This window comes from Pseudoalteromonas sp. AOP31-A2-14, from assembly GCF_052378035.1.
In the GTDB taxonomy this organism is placed as follows: domain Bacteria; phylum Pseudomonadota; class Gammaproteobacteria; order Enterobacterales; family Alteromonadaceae; genus Pseudoalteromonas.
The window spans coordinates 2,860,971-2,885,366 of record NZ_JBQSXI010000001.1 but is presented as its reverse complement, the minus strand read 5'-3'; the positions used below and the strand labels follow the sequence as shown (position 1 = coordinate 2,885,366).

The following is a 24,396-nucleotide window of genomic DNA, read 5'->3' as shown; positions in this document are numbered from 1 at the left end:
AAAATATCCTATCTATTAAAGCGGTTTTTTAAATTTCAGCGTCATGCGGTCACTTTCACCGATAGCTTTATACTTAGCGGCGTCTTGCTCGCCTAGGCGTAAGCTTGGTGGTAGTGTCCATACACCCTTAGGGTGATCGGCTGTATCAAGAGGGTTGGCATTAATATCACTTGTTTCTTCAAGTTCAAAGCCAGCTTGTTTTGCAAGCTTAACCACGACACTTTGCTTCATATAACCTGATGACTTTTGCATTTCGTCTGCGCGTTCTTCAGGGAGTCGATGCTCAACGACACCTAAAGTGCCACCTGGTTTAAGGGCTTTATAAAACGATTTAAAAGCGCTTAACGCTGCTTCTTTATCTTTACCCATGTACCAGTTATGAACATTACGGAAGGTTAATACCATATCCGCGCTGCTTGGGGGGGCAATATCTAAATGTGTTGAAGGAGCAAACTCAGTAATTTTTATGTTACTAAAGCGTTCATCTTCGGCTACTTTCTTTTTAAAACCAGCTAGTGAACGTTGATAATAGCCAACTGATGAGTCAGCCGGGAAATGTGCAGCATAATAAGTACCTTGCTCTTTAAGTGCTGGCGCTAATATATCAGCATACCAGCCATCGCCAGGTGCAATCTCAACCACGGTCATGGTTGGTTTAAAACCAAAAAACGTCAGTGTTTCTATTGGGTGACGGTATTGATCGCGTTCGGCATTACGTTCAGTTGCTTTAACTGCCTGTTTTAATGCCGAGTCATGGCCATGGTTATGGGCAACGGCGATAGTTGAGCTAACAGCCAAAGTGGCAACCAGTAACGTTTTTAGTGCAAATTTCATCGTTTGTTCCTTCACATTATTGTTATACGTTGGGTTATAGAATAAGCAGAGTACGTGAATTTGGTGCAAACAAAAAGAGCTAACTTATGCCGTTAGCTCTTTGCGTAATTAATGGCGGAAGTGACGCATGCCAGTAAATACCATTGCCATACCAGCTTCATCAGCTGCAGCGATAACTTCGTCATCGCGCATTGAACCACCAGGTTGAATTACTGCTGTAATACCCGCATCGCGTGCTGCATCAATACCATCACGGAATGGGAAGAACGCATCTGACGCCATTACAGAGCCTTTCACTTCAAGGTTTTCGTCGGCGGCTTTAATACCGGCTATTTTAGCTGAGTAAACACGGCTCATTTGGCCTGCACCTACACCAATTGTCATACCATCACGGGCATAAACAATAGCGTTTGATTTAACAAACTTAGCGACTTTCCAGCAAAACAATAAGTCTTTAAGTTCTTGCTCAGACGGTTGGCGCTTAGAAACAACTTTTAAGTCGCCCTGAGTTACCATACCTAAATCGCGGTCTTGAATTAATACGCCACCGCTAACACGTTTGATGTCATGCCCGGTTGCTTTTGCTGACCATTGGCCGCACTCAAGTAAGCGTATATTTTTCTTTGCTGAGATAATTTGCGCTGCAGCATCAGATACTTTAGGAGCTATAATTACTTCAACAAATTGACGCGATACGATTGCTTCAGCGGTGTCTGAATCAAGCTCTTGGTTAAAGGCAATAATGCCACCAAATGCAGATGTAGGATCCGTTTTAAATGCACGGTCATAGGCTTCAAGGATGCTCTCACCGATTGAAACGCCGCAGGGGTTTGCATGTTTAACAATAACACAGGCTGGCACATCAAACTCTTTAACACATTCAAGGGCTGAATCTGTATCAGCTATGTTGTTAAAAGAAAGTGCCTTACCTTGTAGTTGAGTCGCAGTTGCAACAGAAGCTTCTTGTACATCGTTTTCAACATAAAAAGCAGCGTCTTGGTGTGAGTTTTCACCGTAGCGCATATCTTGCTTTTTAGTGAACTGCATATTGATTGTACGTGGGAATTTAGTTTCCTCAGCCGCTTCATCAGTGTAGTCCGCAACCATTTTACCGAAGTAGTTAGCAATCATGCCATCGTACTGTGCGGTGTGCTCGTAAGCGGCAATGGCAAGATCAAAACGTGTTTTGTAGGTAGTTGAACCGTTATTGCTTTGTATTTCGCTAATGACTCGGTCGTAATCATTAGCGTTTACAACAATCGTCACGTCTTTATGGTTTTTAGCCGCTGCGCGTACCATTGTTGGGCCGCCGATATCGATGTTTTCAATGGCATCTTCAAGGCTGCAGTTTTCTTGAGCGACAGTATTCGCAAAGGGGTATAAGTTAACTACAACAATATCGATAGCAGAGATGTGATTCTCGCTCATTACAGCTTCATCTTGGCCACGACGGGCTAAAATGCCGCCATGAATTTTTGGGTGAAGGGTTTTAACGCGACCATCCATGATCTCAGGGTGACCGGTGTGGTCAGATACTTCAGTGACTTTAATGCCGTTATCAGCAAGTAATTTACACGTACCGCCAGTGGATAAAAGTTCTACGCCTTGTGATTCAAGAGCGCGAGCAAATTCAACAATACCGGTTTTATCTGACACACTTAGTAGTGCGCGACGAATTGGACGATGTGTATCCATTGTAGTTTGATTACCTCAGTGTTTGAGCTAGCTTAGAAAGACGCTATTTTAACTGAATACAGCTTAAAAAACGATGCTTAAAGAGTGAGGATTTTGCAATTAGGTGTTTTTTGAGAATATTTTTTGGATATAAAAAAAGCACCCTAAGGTGCTTTTAAAAGTATATTTACAAAATACTCTTTGTATTGGATCAGTAAGCCAATACAAAGGGGATTAGTTCATCCCGTATTTCTTTAGTTTCTTACGTAAAGTACCACGATTGATACCTAGTAAGATTGCCGCACGTGTTTGGTTGCCACGTGTGTAAGTCATTACTTCTTCAAGTAATGGCGCCTCTAGCTCAGAAAGAACAAGGTCGTACACATCTTGCACGTCCTGACCGTTAAGCTGTTTTAAATAATGATGAACAGCTTTTTTCACTGCATCGCGTAATGGCTGCGGTTTCTCGTGTGACTGGACATGAGGGTTAGTGATAAATGGAGAAGTCACGTTTTGTTCGAACATTGTTTATATCTCTTTCTTTCTTAGTTAGCTGCTAGTGTTTTAAAGTATTGCTCTAATGTCTCGATTTGTGCCTGTGGATTATCGAGAGCATTAAATACTCGCCTAAACTGACCGTCACTGTCATGGGTTTGCAAATACCAAGATACATGTTTTCTAGCGATACGCGCTCCCATTGGCTCGCCGTAAAACGCATGAAGGTTCACCAAGTGTTCCATCAATATACCGCGCACTTCTGCAATTGCAGGTGCAGGTAAATGTTCTCCAGTTTGCAAATAGTGGTCTATCTCCCTAAATATCCAAGGGCGACCTTGGGCGGCTCGACCAATCATAATGGCATCTGCACCCGTATAGTCCAATACCTGTTTTGCCTTTTCGGGTGACGTAATATCACCATTAGCAACCACAGGAATCGACACTGAACGTTTTATATCCCTAATCGTGGCATATTCAGCTTCACCTTTGTACATACATGCGCGAGTACGCCCATGTACGGCTAATGAAGCGATGCCATAACGTTCAGCTATGCCCGCAATCTTTACACCGTTACGGTTGTCCTGATCCCATCCTGTTCGAATTTTTAGTGTCACAGGTACATCAACAGCGCTAACCACCGCATCAATAATTTGTTCCACTAAATCAGGAAACTGTAACAGGGCAGAGCCTGCGAGTTTCTTGTTCACTTTCTTTGCTGGACACCCCATATTAATATCTATGATCTGTGCACCATTGCTTACATTGAATTGTGCGGCCTGAGCCATTAGCTCAGGATCAGCTCCTGCTATTTGCACTGCACGAATACCCGACTCACCGATATGATCCATACGGTTCATCGACTTTTCGGTTTTCCATACCTTTGGGTTTGACGATAACATTTCAGATACAGCAAGCCCGGCACCTAAGCGACGGCAAAGTTGTCTAAATGGTCTGTCTGTAATACCCGCCATTGGAGCGACAATTACATTATTCTCAAGTTGGTATGAACCGATTCGCACTTTATTCAATAGGCCTCTTTTCAAGGGGCGCTAAGTTTACGGTTTTTTTAGCAAAAATCAAAGGCTATAAATTGAACAAAAGTGATTTTTTTTAACTTTTGTGTATTGACATTTGATAACGGTTTGATAAGTAGGTTTATTTGTTTGTTATTTAACCAATAATAATTTAGCTTAATTAAAATGATTATTATCACCTGTGTAAATATTAGGTAAAGCCTGTTAACAACAGGCTTTACAAGAATACTGGTATGTGCACTTTAATTTAGAGTTTTTATTCGGGGGAGGCCTTTTTTATGCCGCTTATACGTGTCCATTCACCTTCAACTGCAACTTCATCGAGGTTCAAAAAAGGCGTATAAACATCAGTCACAGATTGTGCTTGTTCTTCTAAAATACCCGACATAGCAATTTTTCCACCGGGTTTTAATAGACTTAGAATAACACTGTATAATTCTCTAAGAGGAGCCGCTAAAATATTAGCAACAACAATGTCAGCGGTAAATTCAGGCTGATCTTCAGGTAAATAAACCTCGAGCTGATCTGCGACGCCATTACGCTGTGCATTATCTTTACTTGCAGCGAGTGCTTGAGGGTCGATATCTATACCTATCATGCGCTCTGCACCGAGCTTAATCGCTGCGATGCCCAAAATGCCAGAACCACAGCCAAAATCAACCACAGTTTTACCGGTTAAATCTTGGCTTTCAAGCCACTTTAAGCACAGTGCGGTAGTCGCGTGGGTGCCCGTACCAAACGCAAGACCTGGATCAAGCAACACATTAACCGCGTCAGGATCTGGAATATCACGCCAGCTTGGGCACACCCATAATTTCTCGCCAAATTGAATAGGGTGAAAGTTATCCATCCATTCACGTTCCCAGTCTTTGTCTTCAAGTTGTTCAATTTTATAAACGAGTTTATCTGTAAGTGATTCATCTGCATTTAATAAAGCAACGACGCTTGGCATGTCATGAGTGGCTTCAAATAAGCCAATAACAGTAGTGTCAGTCCATAGCTCTACAGTACCAAGTTTTGGCTCATAGATAGGTGTGTCTTTGGCATCAACATAGGTTACAGATGCACTGCCGGCGTCCATTAAAATATCACTAATAAGATCTGCATTACTGGCATTTGCATTTATACGAATTTGGATCCAAGCCATTATCTTTCCTACAAATTGAAAAAGGCCGCTTAGCGGCCTTTTGATTATTATTTGTTAGTCGCTAGTTACTTAGCGTCTAAGAAGCTCTTCAGTAAGTCTGAACGAGAGGGGTGACGTAGTTTACGCAATGCCTTCGCTTCGATTTGGCGAATACGCTCACGAGTAACGTCAAATTGCTTACCTACTTCTTCTAAAGTGTGATCGGTATTCATATCAATACCAAAACGCATACGTAGTACTTTAGCTTCACGGGCGGTAAGACCTGCAAGTACGTCATTCGTTGCACCACGAAGAGATTCCATCGTTGCTGAATCAATAGGCGAATCAATGGTGGAGTCTTCAATAAAATCACCTAAGTGCGAATCTTCGTCATCACCAATTGGTGTTTCCATTGAGATCGGCTCTTTAGCAATTTTAAGTACCTTACGAATTTTATCCTCAGGCATTAACATGCGCTCAGCTAATTCTTCAGGATTTGGCTCGCGACCCATTTCTTGCAACATTTGACGAGAAATACGATTCAATTTATTGATCGTTTCAATCATATGCACCGGAATACGAATAGTGCGGGCTTGGTCGGCAATCGAACGTGTGATTGCTTGACGGATCCACCACGTTGCATAAGTTGAGAACTTATAGCCACGACGGTATTCAAATTTATCAACCGCTTTCATCAGGCCGATATTACCCTCTTGGATCAAATCTAAGAACTGTAAACCACGGTTTGTATATTTTTTAGCAATTGAAATTACAAGACGTAAGTTTGCTTCAACCATTTCTTTTTTCGCACGACGGGCTTTTGCTTCACCAATGCTCATACGACGGTTGATATCTTTAATACGCTCGATATTTAAGCCTGTGCTTTGTTCAATAACGCGAAGTTTATTGACGCAACGAATAATTTCAGGCTTAACTTCTTCAAGTTTAGCTGAATGCTTGTCGTTAGCAGCAATTTCTATATCAATCCAAGTAGCATCCGTTTCATTGTTAGCAAAGTGCTTAACAAAGGTTTTCTTAGGCAATTTGGCAATTTGTATAGCTTGCTTCATGATCAAACGTTCTTGAATACGTACACGATCCATCATTTCACGCATATTATTAACCATGCGATCAAACTGCTTAGGAATAAGCTTGAAGGTTCTGAACAGATCACCAATTTCTAAAATAGCGGCTTTCGAATCAGGGTGCGAACGACCTTTTGCGTCGAATGTTTCACGCGCTTTATTGTATAAATCACGAAGGTTTTCAAAATGAACACGGGCCTCTTCAGGATCTGGGCCAGTATCGACTTCTTCTTCGTCTTCATCGTCGTCGCTATCAGAATCATTATCGTTTGATTCATTAAGCTGTTCTTTGCTTAATTCAGAGCCGATATTGGTTGCTGAAATTGGCGCTTCATCTTCGTTAGGATCGAAAAAGCCAGAAATAATGTCGCTTAAGCGCATTTCTTCTGCTTCAAATTTATCCCATTGTTCAAGTAGATAAGTGATCGCTTCCGGGTATTCTGCTACCGAAATTTGAACCTGGTTAATACCTTCTTCAATACGTTTAGCGATAACAATTTCGCCTTCACGAGTAAGAAGTTCAACCGTGCCCATTTCACGCATGTACATACGCACTGGGTCAGTCGTTCGACCGATCTCTTTTTCTACAGTCGCAAGGGCAGCGGCCGCGGCTTCTGCCGCGTCTTCGTCTGTCGTCGTTTCTTGCATCATCAATTCATCAGCATCAGGCGCGTTTTCGCTAACCTTGATACCCATGTCATTGATCATGCTAATGATATCTTCTACCTGATCTGAATCGATAATATCTTGTGGAAGGTGATCATTAACTTCTGCAAAAGTTAAATAACCTTGCTCTTTACCTTTTTGAATCAGAAGCTTTAATTGTGACTGAGGAGTTGGATCCATAGAGATTTATTCTTCCACACTGAAAGTTGATACAACAGGCGCCAGTTTGCTTACTTATCAAGCTAAACTAAGTATTATTAGACGCAGTGAATAGCACAGTATAACAGCATTTATCAATTCTGACTAGCCGCTAACCCATGCAACTTAAGGTTACTTAGGTGTAGTGCCTTTTAATGCTTGAGTCAATAAATGACACTCAAGTCGTTCTTCGCTATTTAAGCCTTGTGTCTTGTCCTTAATTAATAAGGTCTCTAGTCGATAATTTAAACACTGATCTTCAATAAATTTAAAAGTATTTTTGAATTCAGCTTCTAAGCGCTCTTCATTTATCTCATGACGCCAAGTGGCTAATTTTATAAGTGCTTCATATTCCGAGCTTTCTCTAAAAGCTTCGAGTAATTGTGCTGTGGTTACTGATATTTTTTCTAATGCAAAGTGTTGCAAGCGCAACAACAAGCTGATCCCTGCGATATTCATTTGTGCTAAATCTGGCAAATAGGGGATGGCTTTGGCAAGTTCTGGGTGTTGCACTAATAAGCCAATAGCACGGCGCATGGGAGTAATTTTGAATTTACGTTCAATAGCATGTTGCTGTTTTGGTGTTTTTAAACGGTTATTAAGTTGCTCTTTAGTGCGACCAATTAATCGGCCTAAGTGTTCTAAAATATTTTCTTGATAGAAGTCACTGGGGATTTTTTCAATCAGTGGCAAGGTTGCACTAAGTAATTTGGCTTTACCTGCATCAGTTGTTAAATCAATGTCTTGGCTGAGCTTGTTGAATAACACTTTGGTAAAATCATCCGCCTGCGATAAGCGTTGTTCAAAAGCGTTCTTACCTTCTTGCAGTACGAGTGAGTCAGGGTCTTCACCATCTGGTAAAAATGCAAACTGTAGGGATTTACCATCGTTTAAATACGGTAGCGCATTTTCAAGGGCGCGCCAAGCAGCATCACGACCAGCACGATCACCATCGTAACAACAAATAACTTTATCGGTGGTTCTAAATAAGGTGTGCATATGCTCAGCGGTGGTGGCGGTGCCAAGTGCTGCAACTGCGTATTCAATACCTTGCTCACTAAGTGCAACCACGTCCATGTAACCTTCAACAATTAATACATGTTCGAGCTTTTTATGGGCTTGTTTAGCTTCATATAAGCCGTAAAGCTCAAAACCTTTATGAAAAATACGCGTCTCTGGTGAGTTTAAATATTTTGGACCTTGATCTGCTTGCATAACACGGCCACCAAAAGCGATGACTCGTCCGCGTTTGTCACGGATAGGAAACATTAAACGATCACGGAAAAAATCAAACTGTCTGCTTGGCGTTTTTTCTGAGGCGAGCTTAAGTTCAATCAACTGTTCTTTTTGTTCTTTATTACGACCGAGTTGTTGGCAAAGAGCCTCCCATTCATTGGGAGCATAACCAATCATAAACTTTTTAACAGTCTGGCCACTTAAGCCACGGCCTTTAACATAATCAATAACGGCTTTAGAATTGCTGTGATGCTTTAATTGATGCGCATAAAAACGAGCTGCGTGAAGCATTAAATCATAATCAGAGCGTTTTTGCGCCGCAGTACGCTCAGGGCCATTACTTGTACCGTGTTCTCGGGGGACATCAATGTTGAGCATGCTGGCTAGCTCTTCAATGGCATCAACAAATTCGAGCTTTTCGTATTCCATCATAAATGAAATAGCGTTGCCGTTAGCACCACAGCCAAAGCAATGATAAAACTGCTTATCTTGCGATACTGTAAAAGAAGGCGATTTTTCATTATGAAAAGGGCAACAGGCTTGATAGTCTTTACCTGCTTTTTTTAAACCCACTTTACCGTCAATGAGTTCAACAATATCTGTTCTGGCAAGTAAGTCATCTATAAAGTTACGGGGGATCTTTCCAGCCATGGGTTAAGCTATTTCCTGAGAGAATATCAAAATGTTTATATGTTCAAAAAAACGCAGATAGTAAATTTGAACACAAAAGACTAGCTTATAAAAGTTAAATAACAAATTTATAAATGCTATAAAGCAAGAAACCGAGCACTTGGCTCGGTTTACTTAAATCATACAATCGTATGTGGGATATATTAGGCAGTTAATCGTTGCTTAATTAAGCCTGAGATTTTACCTAAATCGGCACGACCTTCGGCTTTGCTTTTGATTGTACCCATTACTTTACCCATGTCTTGCATACCTGTTGCGTTAGTGTCAGCAATAGCCGTGTCAATAAGAGCAATGATCTCTTCTTCACTCAATTGTTGAGGTAAGAATTCTTCAAGTGCTTTAATCTCATTGGCTTCAACTTCAGCTAAATCTTCACGACCGGCATCTTTGTACTGGGTGTAAGAATCACGACGTTGTTTAACAAGCTTCACTAAAACGGCGGTAATAGCGTCATCGTCAAGTGTAATTCGCTCGTCAACTTCACGTTGTTTGATTGCAGCAAGTACCATGCGGATCGGGTTAAGACGTTGTTTGTCTTTCGCTCGCATTGCATCTTTTTGCGCATCTTTTAGCGTTATTAAAAGGCTCATTTATACAAGACCAAACTGATTAGTATAATCTAACGCGGCGTGCGTTATCGCGAGAAAGCTTTTTCATGTGACGTTTAACGGCAGCAGCTTTTTTACGCTTACGTTCAGCAGTTGGTTTTTCATAATGTTCGCGACGACGAACTTCTGAAAGGATACCTGCTTTTTCACATGAACGCTTGAAGCGACGAAGTGCTACGTCAAACGGTTCGTTCTCTCTTACTTTAATTACTGGCATTAAAAATTCACCTACCTAAATAATGAGCGTTGCTCAAGTTGATCAAACAATGATCAAGTGGTTCAAAAATGGTGCGGCATTATAATCCGAAGGGGCACCACATGTAAAGGATAATAATAACAGAAAGTCGCAATACGCAACAGGGTTAATTTGAGCCTCGTTGATATAGCTGACATAATACTTGGCCTGCTTTTTTCTCTTTTATTAACAACCAATTAGCGGGTGTGTTAAGGTTATTAAGTTCACTTTCTACTTCCACATATATCAAAGCTTGGTCGCTTAACCAGCGATTTTCTTCAAGTGATTGGCAGGTTTTTTCAGCCAAATTCTGACGAAATGGTGGGTCAATAAAGATTAAATTAAATTGCTCTGAGTCTGTATTATCAGCAAGTAAAGTCAACGTGTTTGTTTGCTTTACTTTTGCGTTTGTCAGTTCGAGGGTAGTGATATTATTGGTTAATTGCGTTGCTGCTGCTTTATCTAGCTCAATAAAAAGTGCGGACTGTGCAAAACGTGATAAAGCCTCAAAACCAAGCCCACCAGAACCCGAATAGCAATCAAGTACCTTAGCGCCGTGCGTATCTTGCATTAACCAGTTAAAAACAGTTTCTTTAATGCGATCAGTTGTTGGTCGCAGACCTTGTACATCTTTAACGGGTAATTTCCGACCTCGAAACTGACCACTAATGATACGAATAAAGCCGTCACTCATGGTGTTTTTGCTATTTTTAGGGGGGGATTTTTTTCTCATTTCGCTCACTAAAAAATGGTATCTGAAACGTAGCTCAGATAATATATAGGCATATCGTAGCGCGTCATTTTTCAACTGCGCTAAAAGTGTTACCATTAATACCTTAGGCAATAGTTGGTTAACTGCTGGCCATGGGCTAGTCAATCATCAGACTATTATTCATATTAGTTTATCAGATTTTTATAAGTGGTTATTAGCAAGTATGGCAAAAAAAAGTAAATTCCTGTCTTGGTTAGGTTTTGGTAAATCAGAAAACAAACAACAAGAAGAGCAGGCAGTAACAGATGCTGATAACCAACAACAGCAAAACAAGCAGCAAACACCAGAACGCCTCACAGCCGAACAAGCAGAAGCTGAACGTGAAAAACAAGAGCGTGTTGCCGCTGAAAAGGCGCAAGCAGAAGCTGAGCGTGTAGAGCAAGAACGTGTTGCTGCACAAAAAGCGCATGCAGAAATAGCTACCGAACAAAAAGCAGAGCAACAACGTCGTGATGAAGCGACACGACTTGCAGAGCAAGAAGAGGCTATGCGCCTAGAGCAAGAACGTGTTGCTGCTGAAAAGGCGCAAGCAGAAGCTGAGCGCGTAGAGCAAGAACGTATTACTGCTGAAAAGGCGCAAGCAGAAGCTGAGCGTGTAGAGCAAGAACGTGTTGCCACTGAAAAGGCGCAAGCAGAAGCTGAGCGCGTAGAGCAGGAACGTGTTGCTGCTGAAAAGGCGCAAGCAGAAGCTGAGCGCGTAGAGCAAGAACGTATTGCTGCTGAAAAGGCGCAAGCAGAAGCTGAGCGTGTAGAGCAAGAACGTATTGCTGCTGAAAAGGCGCAAGCAGAAGCTGAGCGTGTAGAGCAAGAACGTATTGCTGCTGAAAAGGCGCAAGCAGAAGCTGAGCGCGTAGAGCAAGAACGTATTGCTGCTGAAAAGGCGCAAGCAGAAGCTGAGCGCGTAGAGCAAGAACGTGTTGCCGCTGAAAAGGCGCAAGCAGAAGCTGAGCGTGTAGAGCAAGAACGTGTTGCTGCGGAGCAAGAGACCGCTCGTTTAGAGAAAGAGCAAGTTGATGCTGAAAACGCTGAGGCCGAACGTCAAGAATTAGCAGAAGCTGAGCAACTTGAAGAGCAACATCTTGCTGAGCAAGAGGCAAAAGAAGCGCAACAAGCTAAAAAAGAACAACCAAAAAAAGAAGGCTTTTTTTCACGTCTTAAAAAGGGCTTATTAAAAACGAGAGTTAATATTGGCTCTGGATTTTCATCAATTTTTAGTGGTAAAAAAATTGATGATGACTTATTTGAAGAATTAGAAACGCAGCTACTTACAGCCGATTTAGGCGTAGATACCACCATGAAGCTAATTGATAGCCTTACTGATGCAGCTAATCGTAAACAGCTTAAAGATGGTGATGCCCTTTATGAGTTGATGAAACAAGAAATGGCAGCCATGCTTAAAACGGCAGAGCAACCACTTGAGATCCCAGCAAATAAAAAGCCATTTGTTATTTTAATGGTCGGCGTAAATGGCGTGGGTAAAACCACAACTATTGGTAAGCTTGCTAAGCAATTTCAAAGTGAAGGCAAGTCAGTGATGTTAGCTGCGGGTGATACTTTTCGAGCCGCTGCAGTTGAGCAATTACAAGTGTGGGGCGAGCGTAATAGCATTCCGGTTGTAGCGCAACATACTGGCGCCGATAGTGCCTCAGTGGTTTTTGATGCTTTTCAGGCTGCTAAAGCGCGCAATGTTGATGTGTTAATCGCAGATACAGCAGGGCGTTTGCAAAATAAAGATAACTTAATGCAAGAGCTTGAAAAAATAGCCCGCGTTATGAAAAAAATTGATCCTGATGCACCGCACGAAGTGATGCTAACAATTGATGCGGGCACTGGGCAAAATGCTATTAGCCAAGTTAACTTGTTTAACCAATGTGTTGGGCTAACCGGGATCACACTTTCAAAGCTTGATGGAACCGCTAAAGGCGGGGTCATTTTTGCTGTAGCAGACAAATTCAATATTCCTATTCGTTACATTGGTGTTGGTGAAAGTATTGATGATCTTCGCGCTTTTAAAAGTGACGACTTCATTGATGCGTTATTTAGCCAAGACGAGGACGAGGTTTAATCTCATATAGGGAGCGTGCTCCCTTTTCGCTGTAAGATGATTGATAATAAAAAATGATAAATTTTCAGCAAGTTAGTAAAACATACCCTGGTGGCCACCGTGCGCTGGAGAAAGTCAGTTTTCATATTAAACCCGGAGAACTGGCTTTTTTAACCGGTCACAGTGGAGCAGGTAAAAGTACCCTGTTAAAGCTTATCAGTTTGATGGAACGACCTTCAACTGGCAATATACTTATTAATGGTGTTGATTTAAACGCTGTTAAGTCTCGGCAAATACCTTATGTGCGCCGTGATATTGGGATTATTTTTCAAAACCATCGTTTATTAGAGCGCTATACAGTGTTTGATAATGTCGCTTTGCCATTGATTATCGAAGGCACTCACCATAAGCAAATTGCTAAGCGTGTGCATGGTGCTCTTGATAAGGTTGGCTTACTTGATAAAGTTAAATGCCATCCATCAACCCTTTCAGGCGGTGAGCAGCAGCGAGTTGGTATAGCTCGTGCCATTGTTAACTCGCCACCATTATTACTTGCCGATGAGCCAACGGGTAACCTTGATCCTGAGCTTTCAATGGACATATTAAGGTTATTTGAAGAGTTTAATAATCATGGTACTACGGTATTAATTGCCACCCATGATATTGGTTTGATCTCGCGTATGCGTTATCGCAGTTTAACATTAAGCGATGGTCGCATGAGTCAAGACCCTTTAGCGGAGGCTACGCTATGAGCTTACTTTTTAAAGGGCGAAAAAGTACCACTGAACGACCGAAAAAATCAGCGATAGCTGGCGGTTACTTTTTTATAATCAATATATTTCGTCAAGGTGTGCATAGTTTAGGTGAAATGTGGCGAACACCACTTGCATCGTTAATGACTATTGCGGTACTAGGCTTAAGTTTAACCTTACCTGCGACACTTTATTTAGTGGTAAAAAATGTCTCACAAGTGAGTAGTGGTTTTGAAGAAGCCGCTGAGATTTCTTTATTCGTAAAAGAGACCATAAATGAGAAAGAAACCCAGACCTTAGTTAAGCGTCTTGGGCTTTATCCCGAAATAGATAAAGTACGGTTTATAGCGAAAAATGACGCGCTAGTTGAGTTCAAGTCGGTGTCAGGGTTTGGTCAAGCATTAGAGTATCTGGATGCCAATCCTTTACCTGATGTGGTGGTGGTTACGCCTACTTCACGCTTTAGACAAGCAGAGACTGCCAAAGCGCTTTTAAAAAAGCTTGAAGCAGAACGCGAGGTCGACTTTGGCAAACTTGATATTGCTTGGCTTGAGCGACTCAATGCGCTGCTGAGCTTATTAAAAGAGAGTGTTATTACCATTGCCTTACTACTGTTAACTTCAGTTACTTTAATTATCGGCAACACTATACGGTTATCAATCATGGATAAAAAAGAAGAAATCCAAGTGATGAAACTAGTTGGTGCAACGAATACCTTTATCCATGCGCCATTTTTATGGACGGGTATTTGGTATGGCGTTATAGGTGGTTTATTCGCTTTTATTTGTGTGGCGTTGATGATGTGGTGGCTAGGCGCTGCGGTAAGTGAAGTGGCAGGGGTTTATCAAACATCGTTTGATTTAATTGGCTTGAGTGTTGGTGAGTTTGGGGTGTTAGTTTTACTGGCAACCAGCCTTGGTTTTATTGGCTCTTATTTATCGGTTAATCGCTATATTAAAGAAATAGAACCTGACAAAGTATGATCTTATTTTTGTCATAATGAGTTGTTATCCTCTCTTTTTAGCAGTTTAGAAAAATAAGTTTTATTTTTCTAAACTGCTCGCAAAGCTATAGTTCATCGCTTATTCAGTGGCTTAGCGTAAAATTAATTAATAGTAAAAAACCACTTGATTTAAACTTTAAAAAAGTTTTTAATTCAGGTTAGCACTCTCGGTTAAAGAGTGCTAAGATAGTTTCAAATGTTTATCACTGAGGTGAAAAATGAGTAAAGATTTATACGCGATGGCACTGACTGTAGGGCAACAAAGCGCAAGTATGGACGGTTACCTTCAAGCGGTAAGTACCATTCCTATGCTAAAAGCTGAGCAAGAAAAGAAATTAGCAACCCGCTTACAGGAAGAAGGCGATCTTAGTGCTGCAAAGCAACTCATTATGTCGCATTTACGCTTCGTCGCACATATCGCGAAAAGCTATTCAGGATACGGTTTACCTCAAGCTGATTTAATTCAGGAAGGTAATATCGGCCTAATGAAGGCGGTAAAACGTTTCGACCCAACAGTCGGCGTTCGTCTAGTTTCTTTTGCAGTGCATTGGATTAAAGCTGAGATTCATGAATTTGTGCTTAAAAATTGGCGCATTGTGAAAGTGGCAACCACTAAAGCACAACGTAAATTATTCTTTAATCTGCGCAAAAATAAAAAGCGTTTAGGTTGGTTTAACCAAGCTGAGGTTAGCACTGTTGCTAGCGAGCTAGGTGTGAGTGAAAAAGAAGTTCGTGAGATGGAATCGCGCATGAGCGGTCAAGACATGGGTTTTGATCTAACCGGTGACGACAATGATGACGCACCAACTAGCACTTATTCACCTGTACAGTACCTTACTGATGGCAGTAATGATTTAGCGGATGACGTTGAACAGCAGCAATGGCAAGAGCAATCACACTCTCGTTTATTTAGCGCTTTAAAAACGTTAGATGAGCGTTCTCAAGACATTGTTAGTGCGCGTTGGTTGTCTGACGACAAAGCTACATTGCAAGAGCTTGCACAAAAGTACAGTGTATCTGCAGAGCGTGTTCGCCAGCTTGAAAAGACAGCAATGAAAAAGCTACAAACAGCGATGGTCTAACAGAGCTTTAAGCTAAACAATTATACAAGCCTCGTATGCAAATACGGGGCTTTTTTGTGGGCTTAATTATTCTTTTATAAAGTAAACATCACTAAACCCCATGCGAGCAAATTCTTGGTCACGAAAATTGCGTACTGCGGCAGAGCCTTTAGAAGTCATTTCGATTTGCTGCACCATGCGTAAGTAATTAGTCAGATCAATACCTTCAGCGGCAGCAATTGCGTGATACATATCGTGGTACTTATCTTTTGAAAAATTAATCTCACGGGGCTGATTTTTAAATGTGTAGGTAATGCGTCGTGCCATAACAAGCTCGGTTAATATGTGAAGTTAAGCTAATTTTACACATTCTTGAGGCACCTCTCTACCTTTGAATGACTTGTGGGCAAGGTCAAGTTACAATAAGGAAACTATTTTTAGCCCAATAAGAAGTAACAATGAAATTATCTGTAGAGATCAGCAAATACCCATTACATCAAGATTACATCCCTTTTATTAAAGGCTTTATTGACCGTTTAAACGAATATGACGACCTTAAAGTGATCACCAATACCATGTCGACGCAAATTTTTGGTGACTACGATTTAGTAATGTCTGTAATTAATACTGAAATAAAGCGCTCATATGAAGAGTTTGGCAAAGCGATTTTTGTGTGTAAGTTTATTTCAGGCGATCTGTCGCCAGAGTAACAATAACCTTTTAGTATAGCGACTGAATAATGGACATGATTACGCAAATGCTGGCAGGTTTTACTGCTATGTCAGTATGGGAATATATAGCGGTTGGGCTTTCAATGACTTACTTGCTATTAGCGATAAAAGAAAGCTTATGGTGTTGGCCTGCTGCATTTGTAAGCACATTAATTTATACCATTATGTATTGGAATGGTGCTTTATTGATGGAGTCATTACTGCATTTTTACTATATGTATATGGCCGTTTATGGCTGGCAGTTATGGCGAAAAAATAAAGGCGAGCCACAAAGTTTATCCATTACTTCGTGGTCAGTACATCGCCATATGGTTATTTTATTAATGACGTCATTGGTATCAGTAGCGATTGGCTTTTTGATGTCTCACTACACCCATGCTGATTTTGCCTATTTAGACAGTTTTACCACCTGCTTTGCTGTTGTAACAACTTATTTGGTTGCAAAAAAAGTTCTCGAAAATTGGCTGTACTGGATCGTTATTGATGCTGCATCTATGTACCTTTATTACGAGAAAGGCTATTACCCAACGCTTGTACTATTCGTCTTTTACACTATTATGGCCGTGTGGGGATTTAAAACTTGGTATGAAGAATACGAGCAAAGTCATGAAAAACCGCTTGAGCAACTATAAATGACGAAACAGCAAATTACATCTGTTTTTCATCGCTATAATCCACAGTTAACGCTAAGCTCTATCACCCCCTTATTAAGTGGCTTGAGTAACGATAACTACTTAATATGCTGCCAAGACGCTGCATTTTTAATAAAATATTATCGTGATCATTGGCCGGATATAGGCCTTGATGCACAGCAGCACTATGCAACTAAAGGGTTTTGCCCAGCCCCCGTATGGCGTGAAAAAAAGAATCGTATTGCTATTTTTAACTACATTGAAGGTGAAGTTGGCACATGCTATCACCCTGATTTAATTAAACAGCTAGTGTCGCTACATGGGTATTCAGTGCAGACAGCGTGTATGAACATTACTTGGGAGCTTGAATATTATAAAAACTGTAGGTTATACCAGCTTTATAGTCAGGTCATTACTAAGGCGCTTAGAACGATTGGAAAACTTCCAGGTAACTTTGGTTTTTGTCATAATGATTTAGTGCGTGAAAATATTATTATTAACCAATCTCAGGCTTATTTAATTGATTTTGAATATGCTAAAACTAATGATGTTTATTTTGACTTAGCGTCACTGGTGGTTAGTTTTGACATGAGCGCTACTGAAAAGCAGCAATTACTTGATGACTATCAACAGCAATTAAAACAGCTGCAGTCACCAAAAGAGCCGTTATTTTATAACTCCCTTGATAAGCTGCATTGCTACCAAGTGGTATTTTTAGTGTTATGTATTTGTTGGTACGATCAGTATGAAATTAGTCAGTGCGCAATTAACCAGCATGAAATTAACAAAAAGGTGCTTTTACTATGCGCTCAATTAGATGAGCTGATCAAAGAAGTTACGTTTTAAATACCATTAAAGCATGTTGCAATCTCTTTATATTTAGCGACTTTATCAAGTATCAAATTGTGGTTCTCTATTCTCATCTGAGACTTTGCAAGATGAGTTATCTTTTACGAAACCCTGACATGCTTAACTTTAACATCTAAAAAATAAGCAAGCTGACCCGCGAAAATAAAAATCACTAGTGCTTTCTCGTAACGCATTTTATTAATTGTTGTTACTTGATAACGATTTTGTGCTTACTTGTGAAGTAATTTATTATAAATAGCCCAATTAATAAGCATATAGTGACTAGCTACTAGTAATTACGTGCAGATGGCTTTATTATTGCCATGCCTAAGCGCTGATATCGCGAGTTAGTGTGGTGGCAACTAAATGGCTCTCGTGGTGAAATGGATATCACGTGGCTCTCCGGAAGCTAAGTTGCAGGTTCGATTCCTGCCGAGAGCGCCATTTTCTTCAATTCTTGCAATATCAATACTGCATTATTATTTTAGCTTTTAATATACCTTCTCAGCATCTCTTTTGAATTACACCTAGCTGTAATACTTTCTTTTTAAATATATTAAAGTAGTTTTCAATTTTTATATTTTTTAACTAGCTTACTTTGGATAATTTTATTATATGAACAATAAGGTGGTTAAATTGTAATTGATAATAATTATCATCTTTGTTATTGTTTTGAAATATTCATATTACTTTAAATTGATTTAATCGATTTGATACTAAGTTTTCCACACTGTTGAATAACAAACTACAAAATAAACTCAAAGGAAGCTCTATGCTAAGTTTAAAAAAACTACTTTTTATTTCGGGACTTATTATTTTTAGTAACATGGCTCACGCACATGAAATTTGGCTAGAGAAGTCAGCGACTGATAGTGTAAGGCTTTATTTAGGTGAGCCGGGAGAGCCTGAATCGGGTGACAAAATTGCAGGACTTAAAAACACAAAAGTATTTTTAAATTCAACGCAGTCGGCGTTAGCACTTACTCAGCATCAAAATTATTGGTCCGCTGCGCTTAAAGAGCAAGGAGACGTAAGAGCTTATACTGATGATCTATGGGAGCCTTGGAAAATGAAAAAAGCGTCTGAGCAAGAGGTTGATAAACTTCAAGCCGCTAAACTTTATGCCAAAGCAGGACGTGAAGATACTCAAGCGAAACAAAATCTCGAATTTGTACCAACAAAGTCACAAGGCAACACCTTTACCTTAGTCTACAAAAATAATCCTGTTAATGAGCACGACGTTTTAATACAGACACCGAGTCAGCAAGTAAAAGCAAAAACAGATAAAAATGGCCAGCTGACTATAACCACCAAAGAGGAGGGTACGTATATTATTTCTAGCGATTATCCAGTTGAAGGGAAGGCCATGATTGCCGGTAATCAGGTTGACAGTACATATAATATTGTAAGTGTCAGTTTTGAAGTGCATTAGGCGTGTAGTCTAAACTCATCTCTTATAGCTATATCACGGCGAGTTATTACAATAACTATCGTTATGGTACATCGCGCAATGCATTATTAAGTTTTATCTATAAATTCTAATTTATTATTACGTTGGGCCTGCAAACTAAGGCCCGTCTTACTGTAAAGGCACGGCAAGATCATTATAAATTGAACTTATAGAGCAAGTAGTGATCAGATCAAGGCATAATAATTACTTGGTCGCATAAATATGAGCACTACTTTTCTGAAACATTTTAATTCAATTACAGATCCTCGCATTGAACGTTGTAAAAAGCATGAACTTATCGATATTCTTCTCCTTTCTATTAGCGCTGTACTCTCTGGTGCAGAAGGATGGGAAGATATTGAAGACTTTGGGCACCTAAAGCTTGATTGGTTAAAAAAATACGGCACGTTCAACGCAGGAATTCCAAAACATGACACGATTGCTCGCGTCATGTGTCGGTTAAAAGCAAATGAAATAGAAAGGGCATTTCAATCTTGGATATCATCACTGATTGAAACTACAGGTGCAGATATCATCGCTATCGATGGCAAAACCGCACGGCGTTCATTTACCACAAAAGACAGAAAAAGTGCCTTACACACGGTCAGTGCATGGAGTTGCCAACACCAGTTAGTGCTTGGGCAGACGGCTGTTGATAATAAAACAAATGAAATCACCGCAATACCAGAATTACTCACCCTGCTCGATATTGAAAACAGTATCATTACGTTAGATGCGATGGGATGCCAACAAGAAATAGCAAAACAAATCATCCAACAAAAAGCAGATTATATTCTTGCACTTAAAGGTAATCATTCAGGCATGCAAAAGGAACTAGAAGCGTGGTGGCACAAGTGCGAGCGTGAAAGGTTAACTAAGCATAATTGTGATGAACATACCGAAATAAGCTCAGGACATGGGCGTGTTGAAACACGTACATGCCAGCAGTTACTTATAGATAAAAGCTGGCTAGGCAAGGATTATCGTTGGCCTGGCTTAACGAGTATTATTAAGGTCAGGGCTGAAGTTCATGATAAGTCGGCAGGGTCGGATACCACTGAAACACGCTGGTATATAAGTTCATTAGACTTAAATGCAGCGCAAGCACTCAATGCAGTACGCAGTCACTGGCAGGTTGAAAGCATGCATTGGATGCTTGATATGAACTTCAGAGAAGATGAATCGAGAATACGCAAACTTCAAGGGCCATTAATGTTTAATGTAATGCGAAAGATAGCCATGGCGCTTTTTAAACAAGATGCATCTAAGTCAGCAAGTATGGCGAGGAAAAAGAAAATGGCAGGGCTAGACGATGATTACCGCTCAACCCTGTTAGAGTCTGGGATTAAAATGCGCTAGCCGTGACTGTAAAGGCGTTAACAGCGCCCTTTATGTTTACTCGCAACTCATTTTAGGACGTACATGTGAAAGCGCGTTTTCGAGATAGTATGAACTGGCTGCATACATGGAGCTCGGTGCTGGTTGGTTGTCTTTTATTCGCAGTATTTTTAACGGGAACATTAGCGTATTTTCAGCATGAAATAACGCAGTGGATGCAACCAGAAGTCGCAGAGATCACTGCGCCTGATAAGGCCATTACTCATACTCAGCAATACCTTCAAGAGCACACAGAAAGTGCCTCCCGCTGGACAATAATCCCTCCGACACAGCGCTTTTCACCTATCACAACTTATTGGCGTGATAAAAATACTCAAGGACGCTTTAGCGTTGCGCGATTTGATCAGCAAGGGCAAAAAATTGCAAGTCGTGCATCTCGTGGTGGTGAGTTCTTGTATCGTTTTCACTTTGATTTGCATTATATGCCAGCGTTTTATGCAAGATGGCTGGTTGGAATATGTGCCACTTTAATGCTGATAGCCATTTTTTCTGGTGTTGTGATCCATAAAAAGATTTTTAAAGACTTTTTTACCCTGCAATTTAATAAAGGCAGCAAGAGTTGGTTGAATGGCCATACCGTGTGCTCAGTGTTGGCATTGCCCTTTCATATTATGATTACCTATACCGGCATAGTGACGCTAATGCTTATATATTTCTCATGGGCAATAAATATGGGTGATAGCGACAGAGGCAGTTTTTTTTCAGCACTTACTGAACAAACACCTGCTTTGAAAGCGACCGGACAGTCTGCGCCGTTGGTGAACCTAGGGGAAATATACAACCAAGCCAAAGCCCAACTAGGTCATAGTGGAGTTGGTTCGCTTGTTGTTAGCCATCCTGGAGACAGTAATGCCATGGTTGAAGTTTATGAAAATGCCACTACAGCGTTAACCTCTGATTATCGTACTCTTCGTTTTCATGGCGTAAGTGGTGAATTATTATCTGATACTGCTGTAACCAACGCAGCAGAGCAAGCGCGCCGTACTATGATAAGTCTACACGCAGGACGTTTTGCTGATATTACAACGCGTTGGCTGTATTTTTTATCTGGCATTATGGGGTCCATAATGGTGGCAACGGGTTTGTTGCTATGGGCAAATTAACGTAAACAAAAAGCCAATCCACGCTATAAGTGGGGTTACAAAACCATGGATGTAATGAATATAGGCTCAGTAATTGGGTTGCCTTTAGCTGTTGCTGGGTACTTTACCGCAAACCGATTATTGCCTTTGCAGCTCGAAGGTCGCGCAGAATGGGAAATTCATTATTTTTTTATTGTTTGGCTTGTAGCGTTTATTTATCCGTTACTAAGAGGGATTAAACAAAGTTGGCAAGAGCTGAGCTTTATAACAGGCTTAAGCTATTTGGCATTACCTGTAGTCAGTATTTTCTCTACCTCACGAAATATTATCCACTACCAATATGACCGAGATGCGACTTTGCTGTTTATGGATTTATTGTTATTTTTTACCGGCGGGTTGTTCATTTATATTGCCAGAGTAGTAAGACGCAAAGGCCAAACTTCAGCTATTACCTCCCGTCCTAAAGCACAAACACAAGGAGTCTCACAATGATAATCAAGGCTCTTCAAAAAATTAGTAATACTCAGCGTATGCAAACACTATGGCGTGTAGTGCTGGCAAGTGTTGTAGGGTTTGTTTTTTTAAGTGTATTTATCGCTGGGGTGGCAAGCCTTGGGAGTGCTTTATTTGCTTTGAGCAAAGCGACATTGATGTTATGGCTGATGTTAATTGGCATTATTTTGTATTGCTGCTTAGTAATGTGGATATTTGCTAGCAATAAATTAATGCGTTGTAGTTTAATTATTATTATAGGTATTACAGTGTCAAGTGCAGCGCTTTATGCCGGTGATATGCTGAAAAAGCACCAGCTTGTGGAACCGCGTTGATGATATTATTTATTAGTTTAATTATTAGTTTTGTCGGCTTCACAGTATTAGCCTTAGGTATGGCAAGACATCGTAAAACGTTTGCGTTGACTCCAATATCCTCTGTTAGAGAGCAAGTGTATTTAGTCACTGGATTGATTATTATCAGCCTTTCGTTGCTTATAAATGTTACACAATTAAGCACGGGCTCGGCTATTGTTTGGTGGTGTGGACAATTGTCATTGAGTGCATTGATTGTAGTGACTATATTAGCTAAAAAGCGAGTTACGCGTTACCGATAGTTGGATGGTGGATCTAATTGTTATGATTTATCAACTAAAGAGCAAAGCGAACATAAAGTTCGCCTTGATGAAATTAAAGCCATTGCTTATTTTTAAAGTAAACACCTATACCACCGGTTAGCACGATTAAAAATATTACAAATGCGCTAAAGGCATAGGGGTTTTCAGTACCAGGGATGCCTCCCACGTTAACCCCTAAAAGACCGGTTAAAAAGCCTAGAGGTAAAAATAATGCGGCCACAACCGACATTACATACATACGTTGATTAAGTTGCTCAGAAACCTGATTAGTAATTGTTTGCTGAATTATTTGCGCTCGTTCAATTGAGCTGTCTAACCCTTCAATATAGCGAATGAGTAAGTTAGTGGTTTCATTTAAACGTGGTTTATCTTCATCATTAAGCCAGTTAAAGGTGTTGCTCATTAAAGTGCAAAGCGCTTCTTTTTGTGGTTTTAAGTAGCGTCTTAAGCCAACCGTTTGGCGGCGGAGTTGTGATAACCCTTGGTTGTTAAACTTTTTACTGGGCTCGTCTATTTCTTCTTCAAAAGTATCGAGTGTGTCGTCAAGGTCATCTATTACATCTTGCATGCGCGAGGTCAGGTCTTGTGCAAGTTGTGTGACAAGCTGTGAAATATTATGCGCACCATTGCCATCTTCAAATGTATTTAGTACATCTTGCACTGATAATAAACGACGTTTACGAGTGGTAATAAGCACATTTTCATTAATAAACAGACGTAATGACACCATATCTTCAGGGCTTTGCGCTGGGTTTAAATTCACTCCACGTAAAAACAGCATGCAGCCATTAGCTGCCTTTGTAAGGCGAGGTCTTGTTTCATCTGCAGTTAAAGACTCCAGCTCATAATCGGTTAAAAACTCACAGCCTTTAAGCCAATCTATCGCCTCACTTTGACTATAATCAAGGTGCACCCAAAGTTTACCTTGCTCTGGACGCCAATTCTGAAGGACTTGGGGATTTGCAATTTTTTTTACACCTCCTTGACCATCAAGATGTAGTGCATGCAGCAAACCGTTGAACATAGTAAATCTCCATTATTACTGTATGGTTAATATAGTTAATTATAAAGTACGTTGGGTCAATCGAAAAAATTTGTAGAGTCGATGAATTTATTTTGTTGGTGTTTTTTCTCAGCTAACGTATAAAGCATTTTTTAATTAAAGGGCGCATTTATGACGACAAAGTTAGTGGTCGGTTGGCGTGAGTGGTTAAGTTTACCCGCGCTTGGTATCGAAGAAATAAAAGCGAAAATTGATACCGGTGCACGTACTTCATGTATTCATGCACTTGATATTCAAGAGTATGAGTATGAGGGGGAAAAATGGGTGAAGTTTATAGCGCAGCCGCTACAAGACAACCTTGACTATAAAGTGCAGTGTCAGGCTAAAGTAAAAAAGCATAAGCACGTAACCAGCTCAAGTGGGCAAAAAGAACTACGCTACTTTATTGAAACTACAGTTTTTGCTGGTGGACAAAGTTGGCCTATTGAGATGACACTAACAAGTCGTGCAAGTATGAAATTTAGAATGTTATTAGGGCGTACAGCCATGGAAAATCGTATAGTCGTTGATCCGGCTTTATCTTATTTTCTAGATAGTTAAGGGTTT

At 40.5% G+C, this 24,396-nt stretch carries 26 protein-coding genes and 1 tRNA gene; 15 read left to right on the top strand and 12 right to left on the bottom strand.

The genetic code is table 11. The features are described 5' to 3' along the window. Positions 1-15: 15 nt before the first annotated feature. From ACT3S9_RS13360 to rsmD, 10 genes are all read right to left on the bottom strand, one after another. Complete coding sequence (locus ACT3S9_RS13360) at positions 16-834, bottom strand: class I SAM-dependent methyltransferase (RefSeq protein WP_441834194.1); 819 nt, start codon at positions 832-834, stop codon at positions 16-18. A 108-nt stretch (positions 835-942) separates the two neighbouring features. Further along, positions 943-2,529: a bifunctional phosphoribosylaminoimidazolecarboxamide formyltransferase/IMP cyclohydrolase gene (gene purH / locus ACT3S9_RS13355; RefSeq protein ID WP_441834193.1), complete on the bottom strand. Its 1,587-nt coding sequence runs from the start codon at positions 2,527-2,529 to the stop codon at positions 943-945. A gap of 213 nt (positions 2,530-2,742) precedes the next feature. Beyond that, positions 2,743-3,033, bottom strand: a complete 291-nt coding sequence (gene fis / locus ACT3S9_RS13350) for a DNA-binding transcriptional regulator Fis (protein ID WP_002957804.1) — start codon at positions 3,031-3,033, stop codon at positions 2,743-2,745. Between the two features lie 20 nt (positions 3,034-3,053). Then, positions 3,054-4,025 carry a tRNA dihydrouridine synthase DusB gene (gene dusB, locus ACT3S9_RS13345; protein ID WP_441834227.1) on the bottom strand — a complete coding sequence of 324 codons (972 nt, stop codon included), beginning with the start codon at positions 4,023-4,025 and terminating at the stop codon, positions 3,054-3,056. Between the two features lie 271 nt (positions 4,026-4,296). Continuing rightward, the gene (prmA, locus tag ACT3S9_RS13340; protein WP_441834192.1) at positions 4,297-5,187 is read right to left on the bottom strand and encodes a 50S ribosomal protein L11 methyltransferase; all 891 of its coding nucleotides are present in this window, start codon (positions 5,185-5,187) and stop codon (positions 4,297-4,299) included. A gap of 65 nt (positions 5,188-5,252) precedes the next feature. After that, positions 5,253-7,097, bottom strand: coding sequence for an RNA polymerase sigma factor RpoD (rpoD, locus tag ACT3S9_RS13335; protein ID WP_441834191.1), 1,845 nt, complete (start codon positions 7,095-7,097; stop codon positions 5,253-5,255). A gap of 150 nt (positions 7,098-7,247) precedes the next feature. Next, positions 7,248-9,002: a DNA primase gene (gene dnaG, locus ACT3S9_RS13330; RefSeq protein ID WP_441834190.1), complete on the bottom strand. Its 1,755-nt coding sequence runs from the start codon at positions 9,000-9,002 to the stop codon at positions 7,248-7,250. A 182-nt stretch (positions 9,003-9,184) separates the two neighbouring features. Next, complete coding sequence (locus ACT3S9_RS13325; protein ID WP_441834189.1) at positions 9,185-9,631, bottom strand: GatB/YqeY domain-containing protein; 447 nt, start codon at positions 9,629-9,631, stop codon at positions 9,185-9,187. A 19-nt stretch (positions 9,632-9,650) separates the two neighbouring features. Further along, a complete protein-coding gene (rpsU, locus tag ACT3S9_RS13320) occupies positions 9,651-9,866 on the bottom strand; it encodes a 30S ribosomal protein S21 (RefSeq protein ID WP_441834188.1) in 216 nt (71 codons plus the stop codon). A 145-nt stretch (positions 9,867-10,011) separates the two neighbouring features. Beyond that, positions 10,012-10,617, bottom strand: a complete 606-nt coding sequence (rsmD, locus tag ACT3S9_RS13315; RefSeq protein WP_441834226.1) for a 16S rRNA (guanine(966)-N(2))-methyltransferase RsmD — start codon at positions 10,615-10,617, stop codon at positions 10,012-10,014. A 202-nt stretch (positions 10,618-10,819) separates the two neighbouring features. Here rsmD and ftsY point away from each other — a divergent pair, with 202 nt between their 5' ends. From ftsY to rpoH, 4 genes are all read left to right on the top strand, one after another. Further along, complete coding sequence (ftsY, locus tag ACT3S9_RS13310) at positions 10,820-12,721, top strand: signal recognition particle-docking protein FtsY (protein ID WP_444750985.1); 1,902 nt, start codon at positions 10,820-10,822, stop codon at positions 12,719-12,721. A gap of 53 nt (positions 12,722-12,774) precedes the next feature. Next, a complete protein-coding gene (gene ftsE / locus ACT3S9_RS13305) occupies positions 12,775-13,452 on the top strand; it encodes a cell division ATP-binding protein FtsE (RefSeq protein WP_441836304.1) in 678 nt (225 codons plus the stop codon). Then, positions 13,449-14,435: a permease-like cell division protein FtsX gene (ftsX, locus tag ACT3S9_RS13300; protein WP_441836303.1), complete on the top strand. Its 987-nt coding sequence runs from the start codon at positions 13,449-13,451 to the stop codon at positions 14,433-14,435. Before ftsE ends, ftsX begins: the two co-directional genes overlap by 4 nt. A 238-nt stretch (positions 14,436-14,673) precedes the next feature. Continuing rightward, positions 14,674-15,537 carry an RNA polymerase sigma factor RpoH gene (rpoH, locus tag ACT3S9_RS13295; RefSeq protein WP_441836302.1) on the top strand — a complete coding sequence of 288 codons (864 nt, stop codon included), beginning with the start codon at positions 14,674-14,676 and terminating at the stop codon, positions 15,535-15,537. A 66-nt stretch (positions 15,538-15,603) separates the two neighbouring features. On the opposite strand, the gene ACT3S9_RS13290 is transcribed toward rpoH, so the two are convergent. Continuing rightward, on the bottom strand, positions 15,604-15,843 hold the full coding sequence (locus tag ACT3S9_RS13290) for a DUF2960 domain-containing protein (RefSeq protein ID WP_441836301.1): 240 nt from the start codon (positions 15,841-15,843) through the stop codon (positions 15,604-15,606). Between the two features lie 131 nt (positions 15,844-15,974). On the opposite strand from ACT3S9_RS13290, the gene ACT3S9_RS13285 reads away from it, so the two are divergent. The 10 genes from ACT3S9_RS13285 to ACT3S9_RS13240 all read left to right on the top strand — a co-directional run bounded on the left by ACT3S9_RS13285 (position 15,975) and on the right by ACT3S9_RS13240 (position 22,766). Then, a complete protein-coding gene (locus tag ACT3S9_RS13285; protein WP_441836300.1) occupies positions 15,975-16,226 on the top strand; it encodes a hypothetical protein in 252 nt (83 codons plus the stop codon). Between the two features lie 29 nt (positions 16,227-16,255). Continuing rightward, the gene (pnuC, locus tag ACT3S9_RS13280) at positions 16,256-16,879 is read left to right on the top strand and encodes a nicotinamide riboside transporter PnuC (RefSeq protein ID WP_441836299.1); all 624 of its coding nucleotides are present in this window, start codon (positions 16,256-16,258) and stop codon (positions 16,877-16,879) included. Then, on the top strand, positions 16,880-17,725 hold the full coding sequence (locus ACT3S9_RS13275; protein ID WP_441836298.1) for a phosphotransferase: 846 nt from the start codon (positions 16,880-16,882) through the stop codon (positions 17,723-17,725). It abuts the gene before it with no gap. Positions 17,726-18,097: 372 nt separating this feature from the next. Then, positions 18,098-18,172, top strand: a tRNA-Arg gene (locus ACT3S9_RS13270). Between the two features lie 328 nt (positions 18,173-18,500). After that, the gene (locus ACT3S9_RS13265) at positions 18,501-19,160 is read left to right on the top strand and encodes a DUF4198 domain-containing protein (RefSeq protein ID WP_441836297.1); all 660 of its coding nucleotides are present in this window, start codon (positions 18,501-18,503) and stop codon (positions 19,158-19,160) included. A gap of 240 nt (positions 19,161-19,400) precedes the next feature. Further along, positions 19,401-20,537, top strand: a complete 1,137-nt coding sequence (locus ACT3S9_RS13260; protein WP_444750804.1) for an ISAs1 family transposase — start codon at positions 19,401-19,403, stop codon at positions 20,535-20,537. Between the two features lie 65 nt (positions 20,538-20,602). Then, positions 20,603-21,679 (top strand): PepSY-associated TM helix domain-containing protein, encoded by a 1,077-nt coding sequence (locus ACT3S9_RS13255; protein ID WP_444750984.1) that lies wholly within the window; start codon positions 20,603-20,605, stop codon positions 21,677-21,679. Positions 21,680-21,724: 45 nt separating this feature from the next. Next, positions 21,725-22,150 carry a hypothetical protein gene (locus ACT3S9_RS13250; protein WP_444750983.1) on the top strand — a complete coding sequence of 142 codons (426 nt, stop codon included), beginning with the start codon at positions 21,725-21,727 and terminating at the stop codon, positions 22,148-22,150. Further along, positions 22,147-22,485, top strand: coding sequence for a hypothetical protein (locus ACT3S9_RS13245; protein ID WP_441995917.1), 339 nt, complete (start codon positions 22,147-22,149; stop codon positions 22,483-22,485). Before ACT3S9_RS13250 ends, ACT3S9_RS13245 begins: the two co-directional genes overlap by 4 nt. Beyond that, positions 22,485-22,766 (top strand): DUF3325 domain-containing protein, encoded by a 282-nt coding sequence (locus ACT3S9_RS13240; protein WP_441835082.1) that lies wholly within the window; start codon positions 22,485-22,487, stop codon positions 22,764-22,766. The genes ACT3S9_RS13245 and ACT3S9_RS13240 overlap by 1 nt, the downstream gene beginning before the upstream one ends. Positions 22,767-22,839: 73 nt before the next feature. Here the strand turns inward: ACT3S9_RS13240 and zntB are convergent, their stop codons facing one another. Then, positions 22,840-23,811: a zinc transporter ZntB gene (zntB, locus tag ACT3S9_RS13235; protein WP_441835081.1), complete on the bottom strand. Its 972-nt coding sequence runs from the start codon at positions 23,809-23,811 to the stop codon at positions 22,840-22,842. Between the two features lie 150 nt (positions 23,812-23,961). On the opposite strand from zntB, the gene ACT3S9_RS13230 reads away from it, so the two are divergent. After that, the gene (locus tag ACT3S9_RS13230; RefSeq protein ID WP_441835080.1) at positions 23,962-24,390 is read left to right on the top strand and encodes an ATP-dependent zinc protease family protein; all 429 of its coding nucleotides are present in this window, start codon (positions 23,962-23,964) and stop codon (positions 24,388-24,390) included. Positions 24,391-24,396: the final 6 nt, after the last annotated feature.

What these genes read in the sequence shown, in the direction of transcription:
- ACT3S9_RS13360 (WP_441834194.1), bottom strand. Translation starts at nt 834, where the DNA reads ATGAAATTTGCACTAAAAACGTTACTGGTTGCCACTTTGGCTGTTAGC.
- purH (WP_441834193.1), bottom strand. Translation starts at nt 2,529, where the DNA reads ATGGATACACATCGTCCAATTCGTCGCGCACTACTAAGTGTGTCAGAT.
- fis (WP_002957804.1), bottom strand. Translation starts at nt 3,033, where the DNA reads ATGTTCGAACAAAACGTGACTTCTCCATTTATCACTAACCCTCATGTC.
- prmA (WP_441834192.1), bottom strand. Translation starts at nt 5,187, where the DNA reads ATGGCTTGGATCCAAATTCGTATAAATGCAAATGCCAGTAATGCAGAT.
- rpoD (WP_441834191.1), bottom strand. Translation starts at nt 7,097, where the DNA reads ATGGATCCAACTCCTCAGTCACAATTAAAGCTTCTGATTCAAAAAGGT.
- dnaG (WP_441834190.1), bottom strand. Translation starts at nt 9,002, where the DNA reads ATGGCTGGAAAGATCCCCCGTAACTTTATAGATGACTTACTTGCCAGA.
- ACT3S9_RS13325 (WP_441834189.1), bottom strand. Translation starts at nt 9,631, where the DNA reads ATGAGCCTTTTAATAACGCTAAAAGATGCGCAAAAAGATGCAATGCGA.
- rpsU (WP_441834188.1), bottom strand. Translation starts at nt 9,866, where the DNA reads ATGCCAGTAATTAAAGTAAGAGAGAACGAACCGTTTGACGTAGCACTT.
- rsmD (WP_441834226.1), bottom strand. Translation starts at nt 10,617, where the DNA reads ATGAGAAAAAAATCCCCCCCTAAAAATAGCAAAAACACCATGAGTGAC.
- ftsY (WP_444750985.1), top strand. Translation starts at nt 10,820, where the DNA reads ATGGCAAAAAAAAGTAAATTCCTGTCTTGGTTAGGTTTTGGTAAATCA.
- ftsE (WP_441836304.1), top strand. Translation starts at nt 12,775, where the DNA reads ATGATAAATTTTCAGCAAGTTAGTAAAACATACCCTGGTGGCCACCGT.
- ftsX (WP_441836303.1), top strand. Translation starts at nt 13,449, where the DNA reads ATGAGCTTACTTTTTAAAGGGCGAAAAAGTACCACTGAACGACCGAAA.
- rpoH (WP_441836302.1), top strand. Translation starts at nt 14,674, where the DNA reads ATGAGTAAAGATTTATACGCGATGGCACTGACTGTAGGGCAACAAAGC.
- ACT3S9_RS13290 (WP_441836301.1), bottom strand. Translation starts at nt 15,843, where the DNA reads ATGGCACGACGCATTACCTACACATTTAAAAATCAGCCCCGTGAGATT.
- ACT3S9_RS13285 (WP_441836300.1), top strand. Translation starts at nt 15,975, where the DNA reads ATGAAATTATCTGTAGAGATCAGCAAATACCCATTACATCAAGATTAC.
- pnuC (WP_441836299.1), top strand. Translation starts at nt 16,256, where the DNA reads ATGGACATGATTACGCAAATGCTGGCAGGTTTTACTGCTATGTCAGTA.
- ACT3S9_RS13275 (WP_441836298.1), top strand. Translation starts at nt 16,880, where the DNA reads ATGACGAAACAGCAAATTACATCTGTTTTTCATCGCTATAATCCACAG.
- ACT3S9_RS13265 (WP_441836297.1), top strand. Translation starts at nt 18,501, where the DNA reads ATGCTAAGTTTAAAAAAACTACTTTTTATTTCGGGACTTATTATTTTT.
- ACT3S9_RS13260 (WP_444750804.1), top strand. Translation starts at nt 19,401, where the DNA reads ATGAGCACTACTTTTCTGAAACATTTTAATTCAATTACAGATCCTCGC.
- ACT3S9_RS13250 (WP_444750983.1), top strand. Translation starts at nt 21,725, where the DNA reads ATGGATGTAATGAATATAGGCTCAGTAATTGGGTTGCCTTTAGCTGTT.
- ACT3S9_RS13245 (WP_441995917.1), top strand. Translation starts at nt 22,147, where the DNA reads ATGATAATCAAGGCTCTTCAAAAAATTAGTAATACTCAGCGTATGCAA.
- ACT3S9_RS13240 (WP_441835082.1), top strand. Translation starts at nt 22,485, where the DNA reads ATGATATTATTTATTAGTTTAATTATTAGTTTTGTCGGCTTCACAGTA.
- zntB (WP_441835081.1), bottom strand. Translation starts at nt 23,811, where the DNA reads ATGTTCAACGGTTTGCTGCATGCACTACATCTTGATGGTCAAGGAGGT.
- ACT3S9_RS13230 (WP_441835080.1), top strand. Translation starts at nt 23,962, where the DNA reads ATGACGACAAAGTTAGTGGTCGGTTGGCGTGAGTGGTTAAGTTTACCC.